At 36.8% G+C, this 22856-nt stretch carries 17 protein-coding genes and 1 pseudogene; 3 read left to right on the forward strand and 15 right to left on the reverse strand.

The window, feature by feature from the left end; translation table 11 throughout:
• Positions 1–184 precede the first annotated feature (184 nt).
• Positions 185–1294 carry an ABC transporter ATP-binding protein gene (locus IGJ34_RS12485; RefSeq protein ID WP_430597583.1) on the forward strand — a complete coding sequence of 370 codons (1110 nt, stop codon included), beginning with the start codon at positions 185–187 and terminating at the stop codon, positions 1292–1294.
• 73 nt (positions 1295–1367) lie between these two features.
• On the opposite strand, the gene IGJ34_RS12490 is transcribed toward IGJ34_RS12485, so the two are convergent.
• The 7 genes from IGJ34_RS12490 to IGJ34_RS12520 form a co-directional block, all read right to left on the reverse strand.
• Positions 1368–2753: a hypothetical protein gene (locus tag IGJ34_RS12490; RefSeq protein WP_069654450.1), complete on the reverse strand. Its 1386-nt coding sequence runs from the start codon at positions 2751–2753 to the stop codon at positions 1368–1370.
• A 211-nt stretch (positions 2754–2964) separates the two neighbouring features.
• Positions 2965–3558: a hypothetical protein gene (locus tag IGJ34_RS12495; protein ID WP_430597584.1), complete on the reverse strand. Its 594-nt coding sequence runs from the start codon at positions 3556–3558 to the stop codon at positions 2965–2967.
• A gap of 421 nt (positions 3559–3979) precedes the next feature.
• Positions 3980–5644 (reverse strand): formate--tetrahydrofolate ligase, encoded by a 1665-nt coding sequence (locus IGJ34_RS12500; protein WP_206849626.1) that lies wholly within the window; start codon positions 5642–5644, stop codon positions 3980–3982.
• A 40-nt stretch (positions 5645–5684) separates the two neighbouring features.
• On the reverse strand, positions 5685–6881 hold the full coding sequence (locus tag IGJ34_RS12505; RefSeq protein WP_206835746.1) for a M20 metallopeptidase family protein: 1197 nt from the start codon (positions 6879–6881) through the stop codon (positions 5685–5687).
• 475 nt (positions 6882–7356) lie between these two features.
• Positions 7357–8238 carry a 16S rRNA (adenine(1518)-N(6)/adenine(1519)-N(6))-dimethyltransferase RsmA gene (rsmA, locus tag IGJ34_RS12510; RefSeq protein ID WP_430597585.1) on the reverse strand — a complete coding sequence of 294 codons (882 nt, stop codon included), beginning with the start codon at positions 8236–8238 and terminating at the stop codon, positions 7357–7359.
• On the reverse strand, positions 8235–8831 hold the full coding sequence (gene rnmV / locus IGJ34_RS12515; protein WP_206850641.1) for a ribonuclease M5: 597 nt from the start codon (positions 8829–8831) through the stop codon (positions 8235–8237). Before rnmV ends, rsmA begins: the two co-directional genes overlap by 4 nt.
• Positions 8828–9598 (reverse strand): TatD family hydrolase, encoded by a 771-nt coding sequence (locus IGJ34_RS12520; protein WP_069654408.1) that lies wholly within the window; start codon positions 9596–9598, stop codon positions 8828–8830. Before IGJ34_RS12520 ends, rnmV begins: the two co-directional genes overlap by 4 nt.
• Positions 9599–9750: 152 nt before the next feature.
• Here IGJ34_RS12520 and IGJ34_RS12525 point away from each other — a divergent pair, with 152 nt between their 5' ends.
• Both IGJ34_RS12525 and IGJ34_RS12530 read left to right on the forward strand, forming a co-directional pair.
• Positions 9751–11925, forward strand: coding sequence for a HelD family protein (locus IGJ34_RS12525; protein WP_430597586.1), 2175 nt, complete (start codon positions 9751–9753; stop codon positions 11923–11925).
• 132 nt (positions 11926–12057) lie between these two features.
• A complete protein-coding gene (locus tag IGJ34_RS12530; RefSeq protein ID WP_430598539.1) occupies positions 12058–12648 on the forward strand; it encodes a hypothetical protein in 591 nt (196 codons plus the stop codon).
• Positions 12649–12847: 199 nt separating this feature from the next.
• On the opposite strand, the gene IGJ34_RS12535 is transcribed toward IGJ34_RS12530, so the two are convergent.
• The 8 genes and pseudogenes from IGJ34_RS12535 to sapR form a co-directional block, all read right to left on the reverse strand.
• The gene (locus tag IGJ34_RS12535; RefSeq protein ID WP_206835735.1) at positions 12848–14092 is read right to left on the reverse strand and encodes a hypothetical protein; all 1245 of its coding nucleotides are present in this window, start codon (positions 14090–14092) and stop codon (positions 12848–12850) included.
• A 233-nt stretch (positions 14093–14325) separates the two neighbouring features.
• The gene (gene metG / locus IGJ34_RS12540) at positions 14326–16335 is read right to left on the reverse strand and encodes a methionine--tRNA ligase (RefSeq protein ID WP_206835732.1); all 2010 of its coding nucleotides are present in this window, start codon (positions 16333–16335) and stop codon (positions 14326–14328) included.
• 162 nt (positions 16336–16497) lie between these two features.
• Positions 16498–17676, reverse strand: a complete 1179-nt coding sequence (locus IGJ34_RS12545) for an NAD(P)-dependent malic enzyme (RefSeq protein WP_069654414.1) — start codon at positions 17674–17676, stop codon at positions 16498–16500.
• Between the two features lie 32 nt (positions 17677–17708).
• Positions 17709–19073, reverse strand: a complete 1365-nt coding sequence (gene fumC / locus IGJ34_RS12550) for a class II fumarate hydratase (protein ID WP_430597587.1) — start codon at positions 19071–19073, stop codon at positions 17709–17711.
• A 132-nt stretch (positions 19074–19205) separates the two neighbouring features.
• On the reverse strand, positions 19206–20594 hold the full coding sequence (locus tag IGJ34_RS12555) for an amino acid permease (protein WP_206835727.1): 1389 nt from the start codon (positions 20592–20594) through the stop codon (positions 19206–19208).
• 83 nt (positions 20595–20677) lie between these two features.
• Positions 20678–20815: pseudogene (locus tag IGJ34_RS12560) on the reverse strand (GRP family sugar transporter); the annotation flags it as partial.
• A 306-nt stretch (positions 20816–21121) separates the two neighbouring features.
• Complete coding sequence (gene sapS, locus IGJ34_RS12565) at positions 21122–22147, reverse strand: two-component system sensor histidine kinase SapS (protein WP_069654401.1); 1026 nt, start codon at positions 22145–22147, stop codon at positions 21122–21124.
• 14 nt (positions 22148–22161) lie between these two features.
• Complete coding sequence (gene sapR, locus IGJ34_RS12570; protein ID WP_069654400.1) at positions 22162–22836, reverse strand: two-component system response regulator SapR; 675 nt, start codon at positions 22834–22836, stop codon at positions 22162–22164.
• Between the last annotated feature and the right edge of the window lie 20 nt (positions 22837–22856).

The raw sequence follows: 22856 nt of genomic DNA on the forward strand, positions 1-22856 counted from the left end.
GTTATCCCTCAATTCAGTCTTTTTCTTATTATAACAAAATCTTCCAATATAGAGTTAAAGGAATGATTGCTACTTTGTCACTTTGACGAAGAAATTGACTCTTTCTTGTGCAACCTTACGTTGAGAATGTATAGCGCTTTCATTTATACTAAGGATACAATAAAAAGAGAAAAGAGTGACGAGAATGGTAGAAATGGCGTTAAAACATGTCTATAAAAAATATGATCATGCAGAAAATTACTCTGTAACAGATTTTAACTTAGAAATTGCAGACCGCGAATTTATTGTTTTTGTAGGCCCTTCAGGCTGTGGTAAATCAACTACGTTGCGAATGATTGCAGGACTTGAAGATATCACTGAAGGTGAACTTTCTATTGGTGGAAACGTAATGAACGATGTTGCGCCAAAAGATCGTGATATCGCAATGGTGTTCCAAAACTATGCCTTATATCCTCATATGACTGTCTTTGACAATATGGCCTTTGGCTTAAAACTACGTAAATATGATAAAGCGGAAATTAAAAATCGTGTTGAAAACGCCGGAGAAATTTTAGGGTTGACTGATTATTTACATCGTAAACCAGCTGCTTTATCTGGCGGACAACGTCAACGTGTCGCTTTGGGTCGAGCAATCGTTCGGGATGCGAAAGTATTTTTAATGGACGAGCCTTTATCTAACTTAGATGCAAAATTACGCGTAGCCATGCGAGCCGAAATCGCCAAATTACACCGTCGACTAGAAACAACGACCGTTTACGTTACCCATGACCAAACAGAAGCTATGACTATGGCCGATCGTATCGTCATTATGAAAGACGGATTTATTCAACAAATCGGAACACCAAAAGAAGTCTACAATACACCAAATAATGTCTTTGTTGCTGGCTTTATCGGATCACCTGCCATGAACTTCTTTACGGTAACCTTAACTAATGGCGTCATACGTGACGGCCACGGATTAGAACTTATAATTCCGGAAGGAAAAAATAAATTATTAGTTGAAAAAGGCTATGAAGGTAAAACTGTTATCTTTGGCATTAGACCTGAAGCTATTCACAGCGAACAGGTTGCCTTAGATACAATGAACAATGCTGTCGTTCGTTCTGAAGTCGTGGTGTCTGAATTATTAGGTGCTGAAACAATGCTCTATACAAGATTAGGTGATACAGAGTTTATTTCAAAAGTAGATGCGCGTGATTTTCATAAACCAGAAGAAATGGTCGACTTAGCATTCAATATCAACAAAGCTCACTTCTTCGATCCAGAAACTGAACAAGTGATTAAATTGTCTTAAATCGTTCAAAAAAGTGAAAAGGGTGTAAGGAAAAAATCAAATGTTTCTCTGACATCTTCCTTACACTCTTATTTTATAACCAATTAATGGCTATCTCATAGTTTCCTGTGCTACTCGAATTACGTTTGCATTTGATATAATAAGTTCCTGCATCTAAATCATACTCTAATTCTTCTGATTTCACTTCTTTTTCTGATCCGTTTAGATATAGATTTTCCTTTTTGACAGTTAGTTTATCTGCCGCATTAATAATTTCCAATTCCATTGATTGAAAATTAGCGGAAACCCGAACCTTCAATTTCCCTGATTGTGCAGCAGTGATTTTGAAATAGTGACAATCATCTTGCATTGAGAAAAACATATTTTTTGTATCACCAGAATTGACTTCCAAGGATTTCTCTAAGGTATCATTTTTTGTTTTTAATACACTATTACTAATCGTAAAATCTAATTTAATTTCATATTTGCCAGTATCCTTTTTTTTGTAACGGACATAGTATGTTCCTGCTTCTAAATCAAACATTAATTCTTCTGTTTTTGGTTCTTTCATTGATGCTTCAGAATCATAAAAATTATTTGTTTTGATTTCTTTTCCATCTTGGTCGAGCAAAGCAAAATCAACTGCACCCATATACATTGTCGTGGTAACTTTTAGTGTACCAGCATTTTCTGCTAAAAATTTATAATAATCTAATTCATCTTCTTGTGTAAAATTAGCGCTTATTTCATTCCCATTTTTCAGTACAATCGCTGATTCCATATCATTATTTGGTTCTTTTTCATTCGATTCAAATGACACAAATGTTGCTTTCCATTCCATTTTTTCTTCTTGTTCTTTTTCCTGATACGTTTGATTTTCGGTTAAAACAATACTATAGGTATCGGCCGCTAAATCTAAATTAAGCGATTCGACTGTGGGCACACCGTTACTTTCATAAAGATTAAATGTTGTAATTTCTTTTCCAGATGTTTCGGACAATACTTTTCCAGAAATGCTTTTATTTTGAAAACGAAAATCGATCGTCAAATGACCTGTATCTGTGATTTTTATCTGATTATGTACAGAAAAATCGACTATCGGCTGCCAACCATCCGGCAATTGATTTTGAGTATAGTGGGTTTTCACTGACGACTCTTTTGAAGAAGTTGTTGTATCTTTGATGCTGACTGTCGAACTGTTGATTGTGCTATCCTTTTTTTGGGCAAGCTCTGGCTCTAAGCTACCAAATAAAATATAAGCACTCGTCCCCATTAATAATACTGCGCCTCCTAAAAGGAGCAGCCCCCATTTTTTTCTTCCAGTAAACCCTTTAAACTGGATCCAACCATAAAAACAAATCAGACCTAACACAAGTGCAATAAGTGCAATCGTTTGTTTTTCAAATAACGCAAAAACAAAACTACCAATCAACCCAATAATTGATAATATCAAATTAAATTTTTCATATTTATTTTCCAAAAAATCCCTCCTATCAACTAGATAGTATAGTGCATTTCGAGGAATAAATAAATAACTTTAGGAATAAAATCGAATATTCTTTATCAAATGATCGGATATCCATATAAATCAAGTATCTATCATCCTTTATATGTTGAAAAAACGGTTTTTTTATAAAAAAAGGATACAACTTGTTAGGTCATATCCTAGTCTCTTGGGGAAGAATCGTTATTTATACTTGTTCCAGTTTTTTAGCCTGACTAAATACTGGAATATCAAATTGTTTGCTTAATGCATTTGCCACAAAATACGCAATGTTGTAGTCGACCAAACTATGAATTAATCCACCGATGCCCATCAACAAAAAGATCGAGTACATATATCCTTGTGTGTAATACGTTTCCGGCATATTTCCCATCGTATAAAAAGCACTAACTACAGCTAATTCTGCAACTGAATGTATTAAGCCAATCACAAAGTTAAACAGTTGAAAGCGACCGTTAAATAAACTAAATTTATTTTTAGTTAAAACGATTGTCGGATGTTTTTGTAAATACATCGCACCGATAAGAGCAAAAAGTAAATGAGAAAGTGCTCTTACTGCTATGATTGGTGTTGCTGACAGAAAGAAACCAAAGCCAGTACCTAAACTAACAGCAACTGCCACTCCTGGTGAAAAAAACATCGCTAAAAATACTGGCACATGACTAGCTAAAGTAAATGAAGCTGGCCCTATCGTGATTCTTGGCATAACCATAGGAATAATGATGCCCATTGCAACGAGTAAAGCTGATATCGTCAACTGTCTAACTGAATTCTTTTTCATGCTCTCCTCCGATGTGTCTTGACATATATAACAATCTTTATTTTAAGGGAGAAAAAGGTGCGTGTCAAGACACATCTGCTATTCAATTTAACGAAAGATGATTTATCTTGCGTTTTACTTCTTAAAATATGAAATAGAGTGTGATACAAAAGTAAACATCACTTTTGTATCACACCCTAAATACGACTAAACAACGCTTCGCTTCGATCACATCAAATTCTAAGTGCTAAAGCACTAAGATTTGAAGGCTTCGGAAATAAGCTGAAATTGCTGTAAAGCACAACAAGGAACGAGATGATGTCCCACAGTACCTACTTGGTCACCAAAACTAAAAAAAAATTTTCGTGAATTCTTTCTTATTTCTCGAGATTAAACGCTTCTGTCCCCGCTGTTATTTTCTTCTATTGTGTTTGATTTTACTTTAAAATAGGCCAATTATCTTTCCGCTAGAATCAACATCGATTTTTTCATAAGCCGCTTTTTTCGGTAATCCTGGCATGGTCATCACTGTTCCTGTGTAAGCAACGATAAAGCCAGCACCCGCTGATATCTTGATATTACTGATTGTTATCGTAAAACCAGTTGGTCTCCCCAATTTCGTTTGATCATCTGAAAGTGAATATTGAGTCTTCGCCATACAAATTGGCAGATGAGCAAACCCTAATTTTTCTAGTTTGGCAATTTCTCTTTCAGCAATTGGTTCATAACGAACTGCATTTCCACCATATATTTTTTCTACAATCGCACTAATTTTTTCTTTAATTGGTAGTTCATCTGGATAAGCAAATGAAAAGTGATTGTCCTGATCTGCTAAACGAACGACTTCTCTCGCTAACTCTTCACCACCAGCACCGCCATGTTCCCAGACATCTGAAAGAACCACATTTACATTACGTTTTTGACATTCTTCTTTGACAAGATTCAATTCTGCCTCGGTATCCGTTGGGAATTTATTAATAGCAACAACGGTTGGTAGACCAAAAACGGTTGTTGTATTTTCGATGTGTTTTAAAAGATTCGGTAAGCCTTTTGTTAACGCAGCTACATTTTCAACCCCAAGCTGATCTTTTGAAACACCACCATGCATTTTTAGTGCGCGAACTGTTGCCACGACTACAACGGCTGAAGGTCGAATACCAGATTTTCGGCATTTGATATCGATAAATTTTTCCGCACCTAAATCAGCACCAAAGCCCCCTTCTGTCACTACGTAATCAGCTAATTTTCTAGCCGTCTTGGTTGCGATCACACTATTACACCCGTGAGCGATATTCGCAAATGGCCCACCATGGATCAAGGCTGGATTATTTTCTAAGGTTTGAACTAAATTAGGTTTGATTGCATCTTTCAGTAAAGCGGTCATTGCACCTTGCGCATTCAATTCTTTCGCTGTAACTGGTTGATTATCGTATGTGTAGCCAATAATGATATTCGCTAGGTTTTCTTTTAAGTCTTCAATATCATTGGACAAACACAAAATAGCCATGATTTCTGATGCAACAGTGATTTCAAACCCATCTTCTCTAGGAACACCATTAACGCGAGCACCTAAACCATCTACAATCTGTCTTAATTGTCGATCATTCATATCAACTGCTCGTTTCCAAGTGATTCGGCGATTATCAATGCCTAGTTCATTTCCTTGAAAAATGTGATTATCAATGATTGCTGCTAACAAGTTATTTGCTGCTCCAATTGCATGAAAATCCCCTGTAAAATGAAGGTTGATATCTTCCATTGGCACAACTTGAGCATAACCACCACCAGCAGCTCCTCCTTTTATCCCAAAAACTGGGCCCAAAGAAGGTTCTCTTAATGCAATGATCGTATTTTTTCCAATTCGATTCAACGCATCACCTAATCCGACAACGGTCGTTGTTTTTCCTTCACCAGCCGGTGTTGGCGTGATGGCTGTAACCAGGATCACTTTTCCTTCTTTAGTTGCGTCGATTTTTTCAACTTCGATTTTTGCTTTATATTTTCCATAAGACTCAAATTGTTCTTCATTTAAACCAATTTTTTCTGCTACTTTCGCAATAGGCAGCATTGTTGCTTCTTGTGCAATTTCAATATCTGATTTAACCACTTCTATCCCTCCAGTTCATAAGCTATTCCATATAAAAATATTATGAATTTTGTCCTTTTTTTAGCCAAGACATTGCTGTATCTGTGTAGACTTTCGCCCCTTCAACTAAAACAGATTCATCAAAAACAATCGCTGGATTATGAAGATTGATATTTTCTTCTGATGCGACTAATAAAACAGTCGTTGTTGGAATCAATTGACTGATTTCACCAAAATCCTCACTGCCCATAAGCGGTGTTGATGTCGGAATAGCTACGATCCGATCCGTACCAAAAGTTTCAATTAGCGTTTCTTTGGCAAAGATCGTTAAATCTGGATCATTCACATTCGGCGTACAGCCATTAGTGAAAACAACTTCTGCTTCAGCACGAAACGCCTTAGCAATATTCTCAGCCATAACGGTCATTCGTTCTTTGACCTGCTCACGAACCTCTTCTTTTAAGGTTCTAAGAGTTCCTTTCATTACCGTTGTTTCTGGAATAATATTTGACGCACCCGGCGTACCTCCAGTAAATTCACCAATTGTCAGAACAAAGCGTTCTTCTGACCCAATTTCTCTTGCTGAAAGTTCTTGTAAGGCTGTGTAAATATGAACGGCTACGTTGATTGGATCGATCGCAGTCTCTGGTTGTGACCCATGTCCGCCTCGACCTTTAATGTTGATTTCAAACCAATCCGCACTAGCCATAAATGTCCCTGCTGGTGTTGGCATGATTTGTCCTGCCTTAAATCCTTTAAACGGGAAAACATGAATCATCATTCCAGCGTCTACTTTAGGATTTTCCAGTACATGATTTTTGATACACTCTTTTGAGCCTGAAAGAATTTCTTCCCCTGGTTGAAATAGTAATTTCACTTGACCTTCTAGCTCATCTTCAAATTCTTTTAATAACTTAGCGGCTCCAAGGAGCATTGTTGTATGCATATCATGACCGCATGCATGCATATAGCCATTTTCCGATTTAAAAGGCAAATCAGTCAATTCTTGGATAGGTAATGCATCCATATCACCACGTAATAAGAATGTTTTCCCACTCTTTTTGCCTGCAACTACCGTGACACCTGACTCTCCGCAAGCTTCTGGTTCATAGCCATATTCTGTTAATTTCTCTTTTACAAAAGCGACAGTGTTCGGCAATTCCATGCCAATTTCTGGATTTTGATGAAGATGTCGTCTAATGTGAATCAGCTCTTCTTCTAAGCTATCGGCGAAACGTTTTTGTTTTTCTGTTAGCATTATTTTTTCTCCTTTTCTTTTAAAATTAAGTGGTTCTTAATCCCTGTGTATAATCCACTGCTACAATCAAATTGAACAGATAAGAAACTTCTCCTCTTATAGTACCAAATATTTCAGACTTTTTTACCTATTTCTATTATTTTTTTTAGGATTGAACTATTTTTTATCACTATTTTCAATATCGTATCGAACAATCGGAGGTCTTGCTGGTATTACTTCGTCTACACGTTGAATTTAAGCAGGCAGAGAATCGTCATGATCCTTCACTTTTTTGAATCTGTAAAGCACAGGAGCTGTGGACAGAAGCATTTAATCCCACCATTTATTCGCATTTAGGGTGTGATGCTTACTTTTGTCACACACCCATACAGCCGAAAATTAATACCGCTTTTTTAATAATCCTTACTGAGTTAAACGAAAAAGTGAGGTAAGAAAACCCCTTGACTGTTCTCACCCCACTTTTTACACTATTCTTTTAACGATTTTTTTCCAACGTATTACTTAAACGGCCAAACTCAACTAATGACAAGGTCTCTCCGCGACGTGAAGGATCGATTTCTGCTTCTGTTAAACTCTTAGTCAACCACGCTTTTGTTTCATCATCTTTTCCGTAAAAATGAATCAGGTTGTTCCATAATGTTTTACGGCGCAATTGGAACGATGCTTTTGTCAATTTAAAAAATTCTTTTTCATTGGTTACTTCGACAGCTGGTTTATCTCGTTTGATTAATTTGATGATGGCAGAATCAACATTTGGTTGCGGAATAAATACAGTTTTCGGTACAATAAATGCGATACTTGCCTCCATAAAGTACTGAACAGCAATCGATAACGAGCCATATGCTTTTGTTCCTGGTTTAGCAGAGATGCGATCTGCGACTTCTTTTTGCATCATGACGATCATTTCTTGTACAGCTAAATCAGATTCTAAAAAGTGCATCATGATTGGTGTCGTAATATAGTATGGTAAATTAGCCACGACTTTGATAGGAAGTTCTTGTTCAAAAACTTCTTTGGTTGTTCCTACTAAATCTGCTTTCAGGACATCATTGTGGACAACTGTGACATTTTGATAAGGACTCATCGTGTCTTCTAAAACAGGAATCAAGCGATCATCGATTTCAAATGCTAAAACGTGTGCAGCATTTTTGGCTAGCTGTTCTGTTAAGGCCCCGATTCCAGGACCTACTTCTACCACATTGGTTTGTGTATCGATTCCTGCAGTCTCGACGATTTTACGTAAGATATTCGGTTCTGTTAAAAAGTTTTGACCTAAACTTTTTTTGAATGAAAAGCCATATTTCTTCAATATTTCTTTGGTTCTTGAAGGTGTGGCTATTTCTTTATATTCTGTCAAATTGATTCCTCCGATTTTTCACTAGGTAATACGTTTATTTTATTCATCACGCCTATTAATTCTTTTTCTGTGATACGGAACATTTTTAAGCGTTTCGTTAATTGTTTACTGTTTGTATAGCCAATGCGCAATTCGTCTCCTAATTTTTCTCGACGTTCTTTCGCATGAGCCCCAGCTATTAAACCATATTCGATCAGCGTTTGTCTAGGGATTTCTTGATAATCATCTGCTTCATTGACAGGTGTCACAATTTTTTCCAATGCTTCTAAAATTGCTTCATCATCAGCATGTTCCACCCCTAAACTATTCCCTCTTTTTTTAGGTGCAGCAAGCTGGCGAGAGAGAAACGCATGCTTGGCATCAGGCACAACTTCCATGATTGTTTTACGAATTTTTTCACCTGAAAAATCTGGATCAGTGAAAATGATCACACCGCGTGTTTCTTGTGCATGTTCAATTTGTTCTAAAATATCCTCATTGATTGCTGAACCGATCGTTTCGATCGTATCTGCATCCACAACTTCTTGGATTCGTCTCGTATCGTCTTTCCCTTCAACGACAATAATTTCTTCAATTCTTAACTTGTCCGTCATTCGGCTAACCTGAATAAACGATGAGCATTATTTGTTGTTTGTCTGGCTATTTCATCAAAGGAAACTTCTCGCAGTTCTGCGATTTTTTCCACTACATAACGAGTATAGCCTGGTTCATTGCGTTTGCCTCGATAGGGTACAGGTGCTAAATACGGTGCATCTGTTTCAACCAATAAACGATCTAACGGAACTGCTTTAGCGACCTCTTGCACTTCTAATGCTTTCTTGAACGTTACAACACCACTTAAAGATATATGCATCCCCATCTCTAAAAATTTTGCCATCCATTCAGGATCTCCACTAAAACTGTGCATGATTCCACCAATATCTCGAATATCTTCTTCTTTTAAAATCTTATACGTATCTTCCATCGCATCTCTTGTATGGATACTGATTGGTAGATTCATCTCTTTAGCGATCGCGATTTGACGACGAAACACACGATCTTGTACTTCTTTTGGATCTTCCATCCAATAATAATCTAAGCCGATTTCGCCAAGGGCTACTACTTTTGGTGTTGTTAACAATTGCTGCAGTTTTTTTTCGATTTCTGGCGTATAGCTGCCAGCTTCGGTTGGATGCCAACCAATAATACTTTGGATTTCTTTATATTGTTGACTAAGTTCTAAAGATTTTTCGATTGTTGGTGTATCAAAACCAACCACCGCCATCTCCGTTACACCTAATTCTTTCGCATGTTGAATGGTTTCTGGAATATCTTCATTAAATTGTTCTGCATTTAAATGGGTATGAGAATCAAAAATCACGTAAACCCCTCCTCTATCTTCTATACTTTATCACATTTTAACTAAAATCTGAATGGACAGCACCGATAAATTATTAGCTTTATATAATTGCTTTATTCAATAAAATAGCTTATACTATTCGGTCACGGCAATTTATGTCAGGAGGAACCAATATGTCAAACGAGCGTACACAAGAAACCCAGCATCTGCACCAAGTTTACGAGGAATTGACCCAAGCAAAAGAGGTCTATCAAACCGCTATTGATGATGTTAATATGACAGGACAATCAGTATTAGACCAATTTAGCGGTGATACTAAACTAAATTTCGACAGTTATTCTGATAACTTAGAGACATTTGCCGTAATGGAAATGAAAAATAGAGAACTCGATCAATTGAATTTGCAGCAGGCAACTGCGGCTAAACAATTAGAAAAAGTCGAACGCCTACTTCAAGTCCCTTATTTTGGAAAAATCGATGTGACTTTTTTAGATGATGGTGCGGATCGTGACGTTTTTTATATCGGCATGAATGATTTTACCAATTTGGATGGAGAATCACGAATTTACGACTGGCGTTCACCGATTGCTTCTCTTTTTTACAATAATGTTTTAGGCGACAGCAATTATCATGTCAGCAACAATGAAATTCCTGTTACCTTAAATTTGAAAAGACAATTGATTCTTGAGGAAGATCGTTTGATCAACTTTTTTGATACCAGCCTTGCGATTCAGGATGATATTTTACTTCATACACTTGAGGCTGATTCTTCTCAATATATGAAAGATATCACGACGACGATTCAACAAGAACAAAATGAGATCATCCGTGATGAAAGCCATCCCTTGCTTTTGGTCAATGGCATTGCCGGCAGTGGGAAAACGTCTGCAATCATGCAACGAATTGCTTATTTACTTTATAATCATCGGACCAAAATTACTGCCGACGATATTTTACTGCTCTCTCCTAATTCAACATTTATCGATTATATTTCTCAGGTATTGCCGAATTTAGGTGAGCGTAATCCATTGAATTTGACGTTGTTGCAATTTCTTAAATTTACTTTTCGTGAAAAAGCACCGGTTGAAAGTGAATCAGACTACTTTAAACGAATAACAGATGAAGAGGTCAATGCTCAACAAAGAGTCCTTCAGTCACAAAAATTTGTGTCATTCATTCAAGATTTCCAAGATGCATCTCTCATTCAACAATCGTTGTTTCAGCCGATTGTATTCAAACGCAAACCTATATTTTCTGCCGAACTGATTTTTAGTCTTTATCAAGAAACCCCAACAAATTTATCAATCAGAGATCGACTTTCAGCAACAAAAGAAAAACTGTCAAGTTTGTGGCATCGTTATTTGATTAAGCAATCAAAATCTAAACAAATGATCGATCAGATGCAAGACTTGACTGAAGCGGAACAATTACGCTATTTCGACACAACTTTTACCGAAGAAGATGAGGAACAATTAGCGGAGTTTGCTCTTCAACGATTGCAACAAAAATACCGCAAAGTAGTGGATTCGATTGCTGATTTTGCGTGGTTTGATCACTGGTTACTTTTTGAAGCACTGTACCAAACGTATCAACACGATTCCTACAAACGAGTGACAAAAGCTTATACTGCAGATGAAGTGGTGATTTTATTACTGCTCAAAGATAAGTTTATTGAAGATTTATCCAATCGACAAATGGCGTTTATTTTGGTAGATGAAGTACAGGATTATACTGAAGCACAAGTACTTTTATTGCTTAAATTGTTCCCACAAGCGAACTTTACTTTAGCTGGAGATGAAAATCAGGCGATTTTTAATACCTCAATCAGTTTTATTGATTTGAAAGAGTTATTATCTGCTTCCAATCGTTCTGTTACTTCGTATCAATTATTGAATAGCTATCGTTCAAGCAAAGAAATCACACAGCTCTTCCAAACGTTAGTGACAAATCATGAGAAACTCAAGATTGTTTCTATCCGAAAAGATGGCGAAAAACCGACATTTATTTCGTGTGAAGATGAAGCGAGTTATCTAGATACACTTAGTTCTCTTTTGGATTCATTGGCAACGGTGGAAGATACTGTGGTAATTACCAAAACAGCGGCTGAAGCAGCCTTATTGAAACAACAACTTCTACAAAAAAATAATGCTATTGAGACACAAGTTCTTTCCATTGATATGGCGAAAGGGCTTGAATTTGATAATGTGATCATTCATAATCCTTCAGCAGCTCATTATGGGACAACGGACAGAGAGAAGAAAATTCTTTATACAGCGATTTCTCGGGGAATGAAGCAGGTCTTTCTACCTTACATTGGGGAGATTTCTGAGTTATTTTCGTCTAAGTAATCGATCCATGCTATTTAATGAATTCTTAAAAATATCGAGCTAAAAGACCGACTTTAGCCCGATGTTTTTTTACCTATTCAGCAGTAAACTTAATTCCAGTCTGATTTTCAATTTGATAGGAGTGTGTGTGTGTTGAAAAATTTCTTTGAAGAATCTGACTTTTTAAAATCAACGATTCAAGAGAACGTATCAATTCAACGGAAACCTCAGGTCAATACCATTTGGCATTGGTTATTACTGATTCTCTTTGGTCTCTTAGCTTATGGGACGATGACACAACAATTTCTTTTGATAACAATTTTTATAGCTATCGTAGCTGTTGTGAAGGGACCATTGATGCTTTTATGGGGCGCTATTTATTCAGTTTTAATCGCGTTTTTCCCACCATTAGGCCTCGTGCTTTCTCTTGTATTTTTTTTGATAAATCTTGGAACTATCGCAAAAAGTTGGCGGATATCATTAACGAGTGCTTATTTTTATTTAGTCCCTCTAATCGGTGGAATCTTCCGAGCCATCAGTAAAGATGAACCGAAGTATTTGGTTTTGATGTTTGTTGCATTTAGTCTATTAGGACTACATTTTTTACTTAATTGGTTGTACAAAAACAACAGTTTGAGCCGAACCTTGACTTGGTCGATCATCAGCGTGCCTTATGCGCTATTGATCATGCTTTTACCGACTCGTTTCCGCAGAATTAAATCAAATAAAAAATTAAGATTTTAGTAGTCTATCATCAAAAAAGGGTGTGATACAAAAGTAAAAATCACTTTTGTATCACACCTTAAATGCGAATAAACGGTGGGAGCAGAAGCAATCCCTTCTTATTTCTCGGGATTAAACGCTTCTGTCCTAGCCTCCTTTGTATGGTAACTTAATCTAATTTCCTTGGGCAATTTCACCATGGTTATTTACTAATTTTATTTTAAACGGTTCCAGCACTCAAAGCTTGCTCTAATACATCATTTAATTTTTTCATTTGCTCTTCGTTGAAAATATCTTTCACACCTTCACGCAATTCATTGGCATTTTCTTCTGTTATAATGCCTGGATTGGCTTCGATTTGTTTGAGCATTTCATTTAATTCCTCGTCCATCACTTTTTGAATCTCCGGATTATCTTTCAAATCATCATAATTGATCGAATCATCCTCTATATCTAAGTCAGAATCCATGTCAGATTCATCTGAGCCAACACCAGTGATAGTCGATAAAATATCCTTTAATTCATCTTGACTGATGACTTCCTTCTTAGTTGGCATCTTGATGTTTTGGTCATTTTTTTGAGGAGTAACAGAAACGGTCATAACAATACTCATTTTAGCATCATCCTTATCAGCAGCTGCCATAGACATTTCCATATCAAACGCTTTAGTCTTATGATTGATGCTGACTTTAATGTCCAATTTATCTAAATCATTTTTTAATGACTTGATAGCCTCTTTCACATCTTTTGCATCACTTGATTTTTGGTACTCTTTATCTTCTTTTGCAACTTCATCGATTTTTTCTAACATTTGGATGATTTCTTTTTTTGTAAACGTATGTGTCACGCTATCTTTGTCTTTTGTAAATGATTTTTTGTCGAAGCTTTCGATCAGTTTTTTCATTTCTCGACCCATTTTAGAATTTTCTGCATTGGTGAAGGTCTTATTCTTAAGCGAGTCTGTTTTTTTATCCAGTTCACCTGAAGTAAGCGTCTCACCAGCCTCAGCAATATCAATATATTTCCCCTTTAGTTTGTTCAACTCACTTTTGCTAAGCTCAACTGGATAGTTAAATGAATTTGCCAAATCTAGCATACCCGAGACAAAACTAGTAGACATGTAGTATTTATCTTTGTTCCCAACAAATTGGAATGGTATTTTTTCGCCAAATAGATTCGCTGTGATTTCCATTTCCATCGTATCTTTTTTATCATCGATCGCATACTTTCCATCAATACTCATATCTTTTAACTGACTGGCGATCATTTTTACGTAGGCTCCGCCATCATCACCATCGTATGTCAAATCTTTCATTTTCATCTTAAAACTCGCGGCGTTGTATGCATCGCTCTTGGTATTAAACAGCTCTTTGGTAAACTCTTTTCTTGGATCTGATCCACAAGCTGCTAATAAAAAGATTACGACTCCTGTAATGATCCCCAACATGTACTTCTTCATTTTCATCAAACATTCTCCTTATTTTCTTACTCAATTTTTTTGGTACAAAATAATGATACAATAAATGATATCTTTTTGATATAATTTATTATCATATTCTTCAAATTGTTCACATAATCGATTCATTATTTTTTAAAGTTATGTGCATTTATTTCTTTTTTCAGAAAAAAAACGACCACAGTTTCGGTAATCCCTATGACTAAGGATACCGCCTGTGGACCGTTTATATTTAAACTTTTTTACGCAATTACTGCTCCATTTGGCATTTCTTTTGGTGCATCAACGATTTGCAGTTTGCCTTCTGGCGATTCAGCGGAAAGAATCATACCTTGACTAATCTGTCCTCGCATTTTTCTTGGTTTTAAGTTCGCTACGATTACGACTTTTTTTCCAATCAAAGCACTTGGATCTGGATAAAATTCTGCAACACCAGAGAGGATTTGACGATCTTGTCCATCTCCTGCATCTAAACGGAACTGCAATAATTTGTCTGCGCCTTTGACTTTTTTACAATCAATGACTTCAGCTACTTTTAACTCAACTTTATCAAAATCTTCATACTTGATTTCCTTTTCTTTTGTTGAAACAAGTTCGGTTTCTTCTGGATCCCATTTGATTTCTTCTGTCGTTGTTTGAGTATTTTGAGTCATTTTCTTTTGAATGTAAAGAACTTCCGTATCAATTTCCAAGCGCGGGAAAATCGGGGTTCCTTTTGCGATCACTTTGATTTCTGTTGGAAATTCACCAAAATGAATTGCTTCCATATTCATTGTTTCAGGATCTAGTCCTAATTGTTCAAAGATTTTTGCTGGGGTTTCCGTCATGACGGGCTGTAAAAGAATAGCCACGATGCGCAAGCTTTCAGCTAAATGAACCATCACGCTATCCAATTCATTTTTCTTCTCTTCATCTTTCGCTAAAACCCAAGGTTGTGTTTCATCAATGTATTTATTGGCACGCGAAACTAACGTCCAAACTTCAGCAATTGCTGTATTAAATTCCATTTTTTCCATGGCTTCATGATATTTACCAATCACATTCGCCGCAGTTGTAGATAACTCACTGTCAAATGGCGTAACTTTTGAGGCATACGCTGGGACATGCCCACCACAATATTTATTGATCATAGCAATCGTACGGTTTAATAAATTTCCTAAATCATTCGCCAAATCATAATTCAAACGTGAAACGAAATCTTCTGGTGTAAAGACACCATCACTACCAAAAGGAATCGCGCGCAATAAATAATAACGTAATGCATCTAGGCCGTAACGATCCACTAAGATTTCTGGATACACGACATTGCCTTTAGATTTAGACATTTTACCGTCCTTCATCAATAACCAGCCGTGACCGAAAATTTTCTTAGGTAATGGTAAATCTAAGGCCATCAACATAATAGGCCAATAAATCGTATGGAAACGGACAATTTCTTTTCCGACCATATGGACATCTGCTGGCCAATATTTTTTAAATAAGCTGTCATCATCGGAGCCATAACCTAATGCGGTGATATAATTTGACAACGCATCGATCCAAACGTAAACTACATGTTTTGGATCATTGGATAAAGGAATCCCCCATGAAAATGTCGTACGTGACACCGCTAAGTCTTCTAAACCTGGTTTAATGAAGTTGTTGATCATTTCATTTTTACGTGATTCAGGTTGAATAAATTCTGGATGTTCATTGTAATACGCTAATAAACGATCCGCATATTTACTCATACGGAAGAAATAGGATTCCTCTTTAACTAATTCTACCTCATGTCCGCTCGGTGCTTTCCCACCGATTACTTTACCATCTTCATCGCGATAGACTTCTGCTAATTGTGTTTCAGTAAAGTATTCTTCATCTGAAACCGAATACCAACCTTCGTATTCGCCAAGATAGATATCACCTTGCTCTAATAAACGATCAAAAATTTGTTGAACCGCTTTTTTATGGTAATCATCTGTTGTACGGATGAATTTATCGTAGCTGATATCAAGTGTTTTCCATAGCTTTTGAACATCTGCCGCCATTTTATCGACGTATTCTTTTGGTGTAACGCCTAATTCCGAGGCTTTATTTTCAATTTTTTGTCCATGCTCATCCACACCTGTTAAGTAAAATACGTCATAGCCCATCAAGCGTTTGTATCGGGCCATCGCATCGCAGGCAATTGTTGTATATGAATTGCCAATATGTAGTTGTCCGCTTGGATAATAAATCGGGGTGGTGATATAAAATGTTTCTTTTTCTGACATGTAGAAACATCCTCCTTCTAGCATTCTCTTGAATTTACTCCTAAGTAGTATACCACATTTGGCTTTATTGAACTAGAAATCCTTTTATTTTCTCTATATAAAAAAAGTTCCACCAGCTTCACCTTACAAAAAACTGATGGAAACTTCGAATTGCCTTTTTGTTTAAGCTCTTATAACACCATCTTGTATAGCAGCTTCAGCGACTTCTCGAATAATAACATCCACTAACTCTTTGTTGAAAGATGATGGAATAATATACTCACTCGTAAGCTCTGAGTCTGGAATGATTTCAGCAATTGCTTTTGCTGCTGCTAACTTCATATTTTCAGTGATTTTTGTAGCATTTGCTACAAAGGCTCCTTTAAACAAACCAGGGAAAGCTAAAACATTATTGATTTGATTCGGATGATCTGAACGGCCCGTTCCGACGACAGCCGCTCCAGCATCAATTGCGTCTTGATAGGCAATTTCTGATTCTGGATTAGCCATTGGAAATACGATAGCTCCCGTATTCATTGAAGCAACCATTTCTTTTGAAACCAATTTAGGTGCGGAAACACCAATAAAAACATCTGCTCCTGCCATCGCCTCTTCTAAAGAACCATTGAAGTTTTCATGATTCGTGATTTCTACCATTTCTTTTTCTAAAAAATTCATTGGTCTATCCATTGTCTTAGACAATGCGCCATCAATATTGAACGCAATAATCTTTTTTACTCCAAAATGATGCAACATTTTTATGATTGCACTGCCAGCAGCACCGGTTCCAGATACAACGACTTTGATTTCATCGACTTTTTTATTTACAATTTTCAATGCATTAATCAATGCTGCAATCGTTACGATTGCGGTGCCATGCTGATCGTCATGAAAGACTGGAATATCTAGTTCCTCTATCAACGTACGTTCGATTTCTACACAGCGAGGAGCAGAGATATCTTCCAGGTTGATCCCGCCAAAGGTTGGTGCCATTGCTTTGATGATGTTGATGATTTCTTTCGGCTCTTTCGTATCTAAACAAATCGGAATTGCATCAATTCCTGCAAATTCTTTGAATAATAATGCTTTGCCTTCCATAACAGGTAAAGCTGCCTTAGGCCCTATATCCCCTAACCCAAGAACTGCTGTACCATCCGTCACAACGGCTACCGTATTGCCCTTCCAAGTATAGTCATAGACCGAATTTGGATTTTTATGAATTTGTCTACAAGGTTCAGCTACACCTGGTGTATAGGCTAAAGATAAATCCTTTTTCGTTTTTACTTCAACTTTTGACTGAATATCGATTTTCCCACGCCACTGAGCGTGTGCTTTTAATGCTTCTTCATAAATATCTGCCATAATTTTCCAATTCCTTTCCAAATGAACGTTATTTATTTTCCTAGCATCTGTTCTGGTTTGACCCATCGATCATATTCTTCTTCTGTCACTAAGCCAGAAGTTAAAGCAGCCTGTTTTAGCGTTGTATTTTCTTCAAAAGCTTTTTTAGCGATCTTTGCGCCATTATCATAACCGATATGAGGATTTAAAGCTGTTACAAGCATCAACGATTGTTCCACATATGCTGTCATTTTTTCCTGATTCGCTTTAATGCCCACCAAGCAATTTTGCTCAAACGAACGCAATCCATCAGCTAGCAATTCAATACTTTGAATCAAATTATACGCTATTACCGGCATATAGACATTTAATTCAAAGTTCCCTTGTGAAGCACCAATGCCAATCGTTGTATCATTTCCCATGACTTGAATTGCTATCATGGTCAAGGCTTCACATTGCGTTGGATTGATTTTCCCTGGCATAATCGAACTACCCGGTTCATTTACAGGAATCGAGATTTCTCCTAAACCACTCCTTGGTCCGCTCGCCATCCAGCGAATATCATTAGCCATTTTCATCGCATTAGCTGCGAGCGCCTTTAATGCTCCTGATGTAAAAACAACAGCATCTTTGCTTGCTAATCCATGAAATTTATTAGGATTTTCTATAAATTGATTATTTGTCTCTTCATTCAAAGACTTAAAAAATCGTTCGATATATTCTTTTGATGCATTTAGCCCAGTTCCCACTGCTGTGCCTCCAAGCGCCAATTGTTTCAGTTCAAATAACGTCAAATCTAGCATCTGGTAACTATGTTCAAAACCAGAACGCCAACCACTGATTTCTTGAGAAAATGTCACCGGCGTTGCATCTTGTAAATGAGTTCTTCCTATTTTTACAATTTTTTCATTTTCTCTTTCCAGTTTTTTTAATGTTTGAATCAGTTGTTTCATCACTGGGAATAACTGCTGTTCCATCAACTGAACAGCGGCTACATGAATCGCTGTTGGGAAAACATCATTTGAACTTTGGGACATATTGACATGATCATTAGGATGAACCATCACATCCGCTTTAGCCGCTAAATGAGCAATGACTTCGTTAACATTCATATTTGTTTGAGTCCCACTACCAGTCTGCCATAAAGATAGCGGAAACTGCTCATCTACCTCACCATTAATGATTGCATCTGCTGCTTGTTGGATTGCTTGACTAATTGTCGTATCCAACTTTCCACTTGCTTCATTTGCCTTAGCCGCATTCTTTTTTACCAATGCTAGCGCATGAATAAGAGCTATCGGCATTTTTTCTATACCTATATTAAAATTTTGGCGGCTGCGCTCGGTTTGCGCTCCCCAAAGTGCCATTTTCGGCACTTGAATTTCTCCCATTGAATCCCGTTCAATACGATAGGTCATGCGTTTGATCCTCTCCTTTTTCACTATTTACTATCACTATACTGTAAACGAATCGTGATTTACAGTCTAAATCCTTGATTCAGGAAAAAGACAGAAAAAAATCAGCAATCCTTTCGATTACTGATTTTACGTTTAATTTTTGATTTTCCCTTCATTACTATGTTTATACCCATACGTAAAATAAATAACAAACCCTAAAACCAGCGCTATTGCGAAAGCTTTCCAAGTTGCTGCTTGTAATTGTACCATCAAACCAATACTAACGATGACCAATAAAATTGGAACAAATGGAACAAACGGAATTTTAAATTCTCCTGGTTTAGGATCTCCAGCCACTTTTCTCAAACGAATAATTCCCATCGCCATCACGATCAAGTACATTAACGTCACAATATTCGTTAGCTCAGCCAATAGCTCCATCGGAACGACTCCCGCAAAAATCATTGTACACACACCCGCTACATAGGTTGCATTTTTGGGTGTACGATTTTTTTCATCGATCTTGCTCATAAATTTAGGCAATAAACCATCTTTACTGATCGCATAAATAATTCTTGCTAGACTATACATCATTGAGATTGTCACCGTTAAAAGTGTTAGAATCGCGCCAACAGAAATGACTCCTGCCACACCGTCACGTTGGACAAAACGCATAGCAAAGGCGACTGGATCTTTCACACCTAATGCATCAAATGGGACAATTCCCGTTAAAATCAATGTCACAATCACATATAAAACGGTGGCTATGATAATCGAGCCAATAATTCCTCTAGGGATATCTTTTTGTGGATTTTTAACTTCTTCTGCTGTCATACTTACTGCATCAAACCCTAAAAAAGCAAAGAAAACAACCGCGGCACCGCTGACGACTCCAGAAAAACCAAAAGGCATAAACGGTTGCCAATTGTTGGGTTTCACATAGAAAATACCGACAGCTACAAAAAGTGCAATGATACCAAACTTAACAAAAACCATCACATTATTTAAACGTAAAGCCGTTTTTGTTTCTAAAGAAACCCAGAACATAACAGCTAAAAGCACCAACATTGCAATCAAGTCAACATACGTACCCTTCGCCGGATTGTATGCGCCACTTAAGGCTTTAGGCACATTGATCCCAAGACTATTCAAAAAGCCATGTACATAACCAGACCAACCCGAAGCGACTGAAGAAACTGCTAGAAAGAATTCACAAATCACTAGCCACCCCGTCATCCAAGCGACCAACTCCCCAAATACAACATACATATACGCATAAGGACCGCCAATTGCGGGAATTCTTGAAGCAAACTCTGCATAACATAAACCTGATAAAACAATTGCTCCTGCTGCTACCAAAAACGAAAGTGACAATGCAGGTCCAGCATATTGTTCAGCAGCAACTCCTGTCACGACAAAAATTCCTGTTCCAACAATGGCACCGATCCCAAGCATGATCAAATCGATTGTCTTTAAATCTTTTTTCATTGAACTCGGCTCACTTGAAACGGCTGTCAGCTCTTTTTTTCGAAACATCGACATTTCTTTTCCTCCAATAAATCAATCCATTTTCTAGTCATAATAAGTGCAAAAGTTTTACATAAAAATAAGCGTAAATAGGACATTTACACTTTCATATCCTCTAAAAGAATACCACCTAAAATAACAAATAAGCAACCAATTATGACAGATCTCATTTCTTTTTTAGACTTGCGTTCACCGAGTAAATAGATTCTACTTAAAGTTAAGAGGATGACCCCCATTTTATCGCTTATAAGACCAATACTGCCCTAAGCAAATAGCGGGATCAAAGACACTATTATTTCCATGATATACTCCTATAAAAAATAAGTTAGGACAGACGTGTTTAACTCCAAAAAATAAGAAGGAATTCACGAACGAAGGAGTTGCTTCTGCTCTCACCGTTTATTCGGATTCCTTGTGGCTGGGTCGTAACTCATAGAGTGATGTCCCGGTCTCCAACTATAATACAGAAAAAAATCGATAGGGTCTCTCTCATTAAAAAAAATAATGTTGAGAAATAAACCAATTATTTCTCAACACGCCTATTATCTTCTCTCATTAAAATAACTCAAAAACGGAAACAACAACTTCATCGTTGTTCCTTCACCTTCCACTGATTCCATCATCAAATGATGACCTAACTTATCTGCTAAACTTTTCGCCAAGTATAACCCTAACCCAGTTGAATGTTGCTCACTCGTCCGACCATTTTCTCCAGTAAAACCTTTGTCAAAAATACGGCGCTGATCTTCTTTTGGAATACCAATTCCAGTATCTTTTAATGATAACCACGCACCATCTTTAGTACGCGACAATGTCACGACGATTTCCCCACCAGCAGGTGTATATTTGATTGCATTGCTGACTAATTGTTTGAAAATAAAGGCAACCCACTTTGCATCCGTCAGGATCATTTGGTCATTTCCTTCTATTGAAAAACGCAAATTCTTTTGAATAAAATAATTCCCCTGTGTCCGGATCACCGATTGAACGATTTCTTTTAATGAATATTCTTGAATCAAGTAATCCCTAGAAAAACTGTCCAATCGAGCATAATAAAGAACTTGTTCCACATACTCATCGATTTTGCTTAACTCATTTTCGACTAAATAATATTTCTTTTCAGGAACATCATCCTCGATCGATTGTAAAATCAAATTAACCGCAGCCAAAGGAACCTTGATTTCATGTACCCACGAATCGATATAATCTTTTTGATCCTGTTGATTATTGATTGCTTGCTGCATGATTTGCTGATGTTCCACTAACAAGCCATTAATGTAGTTTTGGACTAATATTTCTTCTGACTTTGAGGCTTCACTTAAATAATGCTCCAACGAAGGCGGCTGTTTTGAAATATCTAACGAACACCACCAGCGTTTTTTTAATGAATAATCGATTGTCATAAACAGGAGTAAAAATAAACCTTGTAATAATACCAAATAACCAATTACTGATGGATTCACGACCATATCTGGAGATAACCACAAAATAAAACACGTCACGCCAATAAAAAATAGCCAGCCAATCAACAGAAGCCAATGATCCTTTAAATACTTACCAATTGTCATTTTCTTCTCCTATTCTATGGTACGATGTAGCCTTGTCCCACTTTTGTCTCGATATATCCTTCAAGACCTGCTTGTTCAATTTTTTTCCTCAAACGATTGATATTAACAGTCAAGGTATTATCATCAACGAACCGCTCATCTTCCCACAAGGCGCGCAACAATTTCTCTCTCGTTAAAATTTTCCCGTGTTTTTTGATCAAAATATACAACAGTCGATATTCATTCTTACTTAAATCAATCACTTCGCCATTGATTTCCATACTCCCATTATCAACATTCAATGTAATACCATTATGAGACATGATTTCACTGCCTACTTCAGAATAATTATATGAACGGCGTAAAAGTGCATTGATTTTAGCAATCAACACATCGATTTGAAATGGTTTGGTGACAAAATCATCTGCGCCCATATTCATCGCCATGATCATATCCATGTTCGTATTTCGACTAGAAATAAAAATAATTGGAATTTTAGAAATTTCACGGATTTTTTGACACCAATAGTAGCCATCAAAAACGGGAAGATTAATGTCCAATAATACCAATTGAGGATCTTCACGCTGAAAATCTTCTAAAACATTATTAAAGTCTGTCGTCCCAAATGTATCGAATTGCCACTTTTGCAACTCTTCGCTAATCAACTGGCGAATCGTTGTTTCATCTTCTATAATCATGATTTTTGCCATCATTTACCCTCCACTTGTTT

The sequence above is a fragment of the Enterococcus sp. AZ177 genome (assembly GCF_050544585.1).
Lineage (GTDB): Bacteria > Bacillota > Bacilli > Lactobacillales > Enterococcaceae > Enterococcus_L > Enterococcus_L plantarum.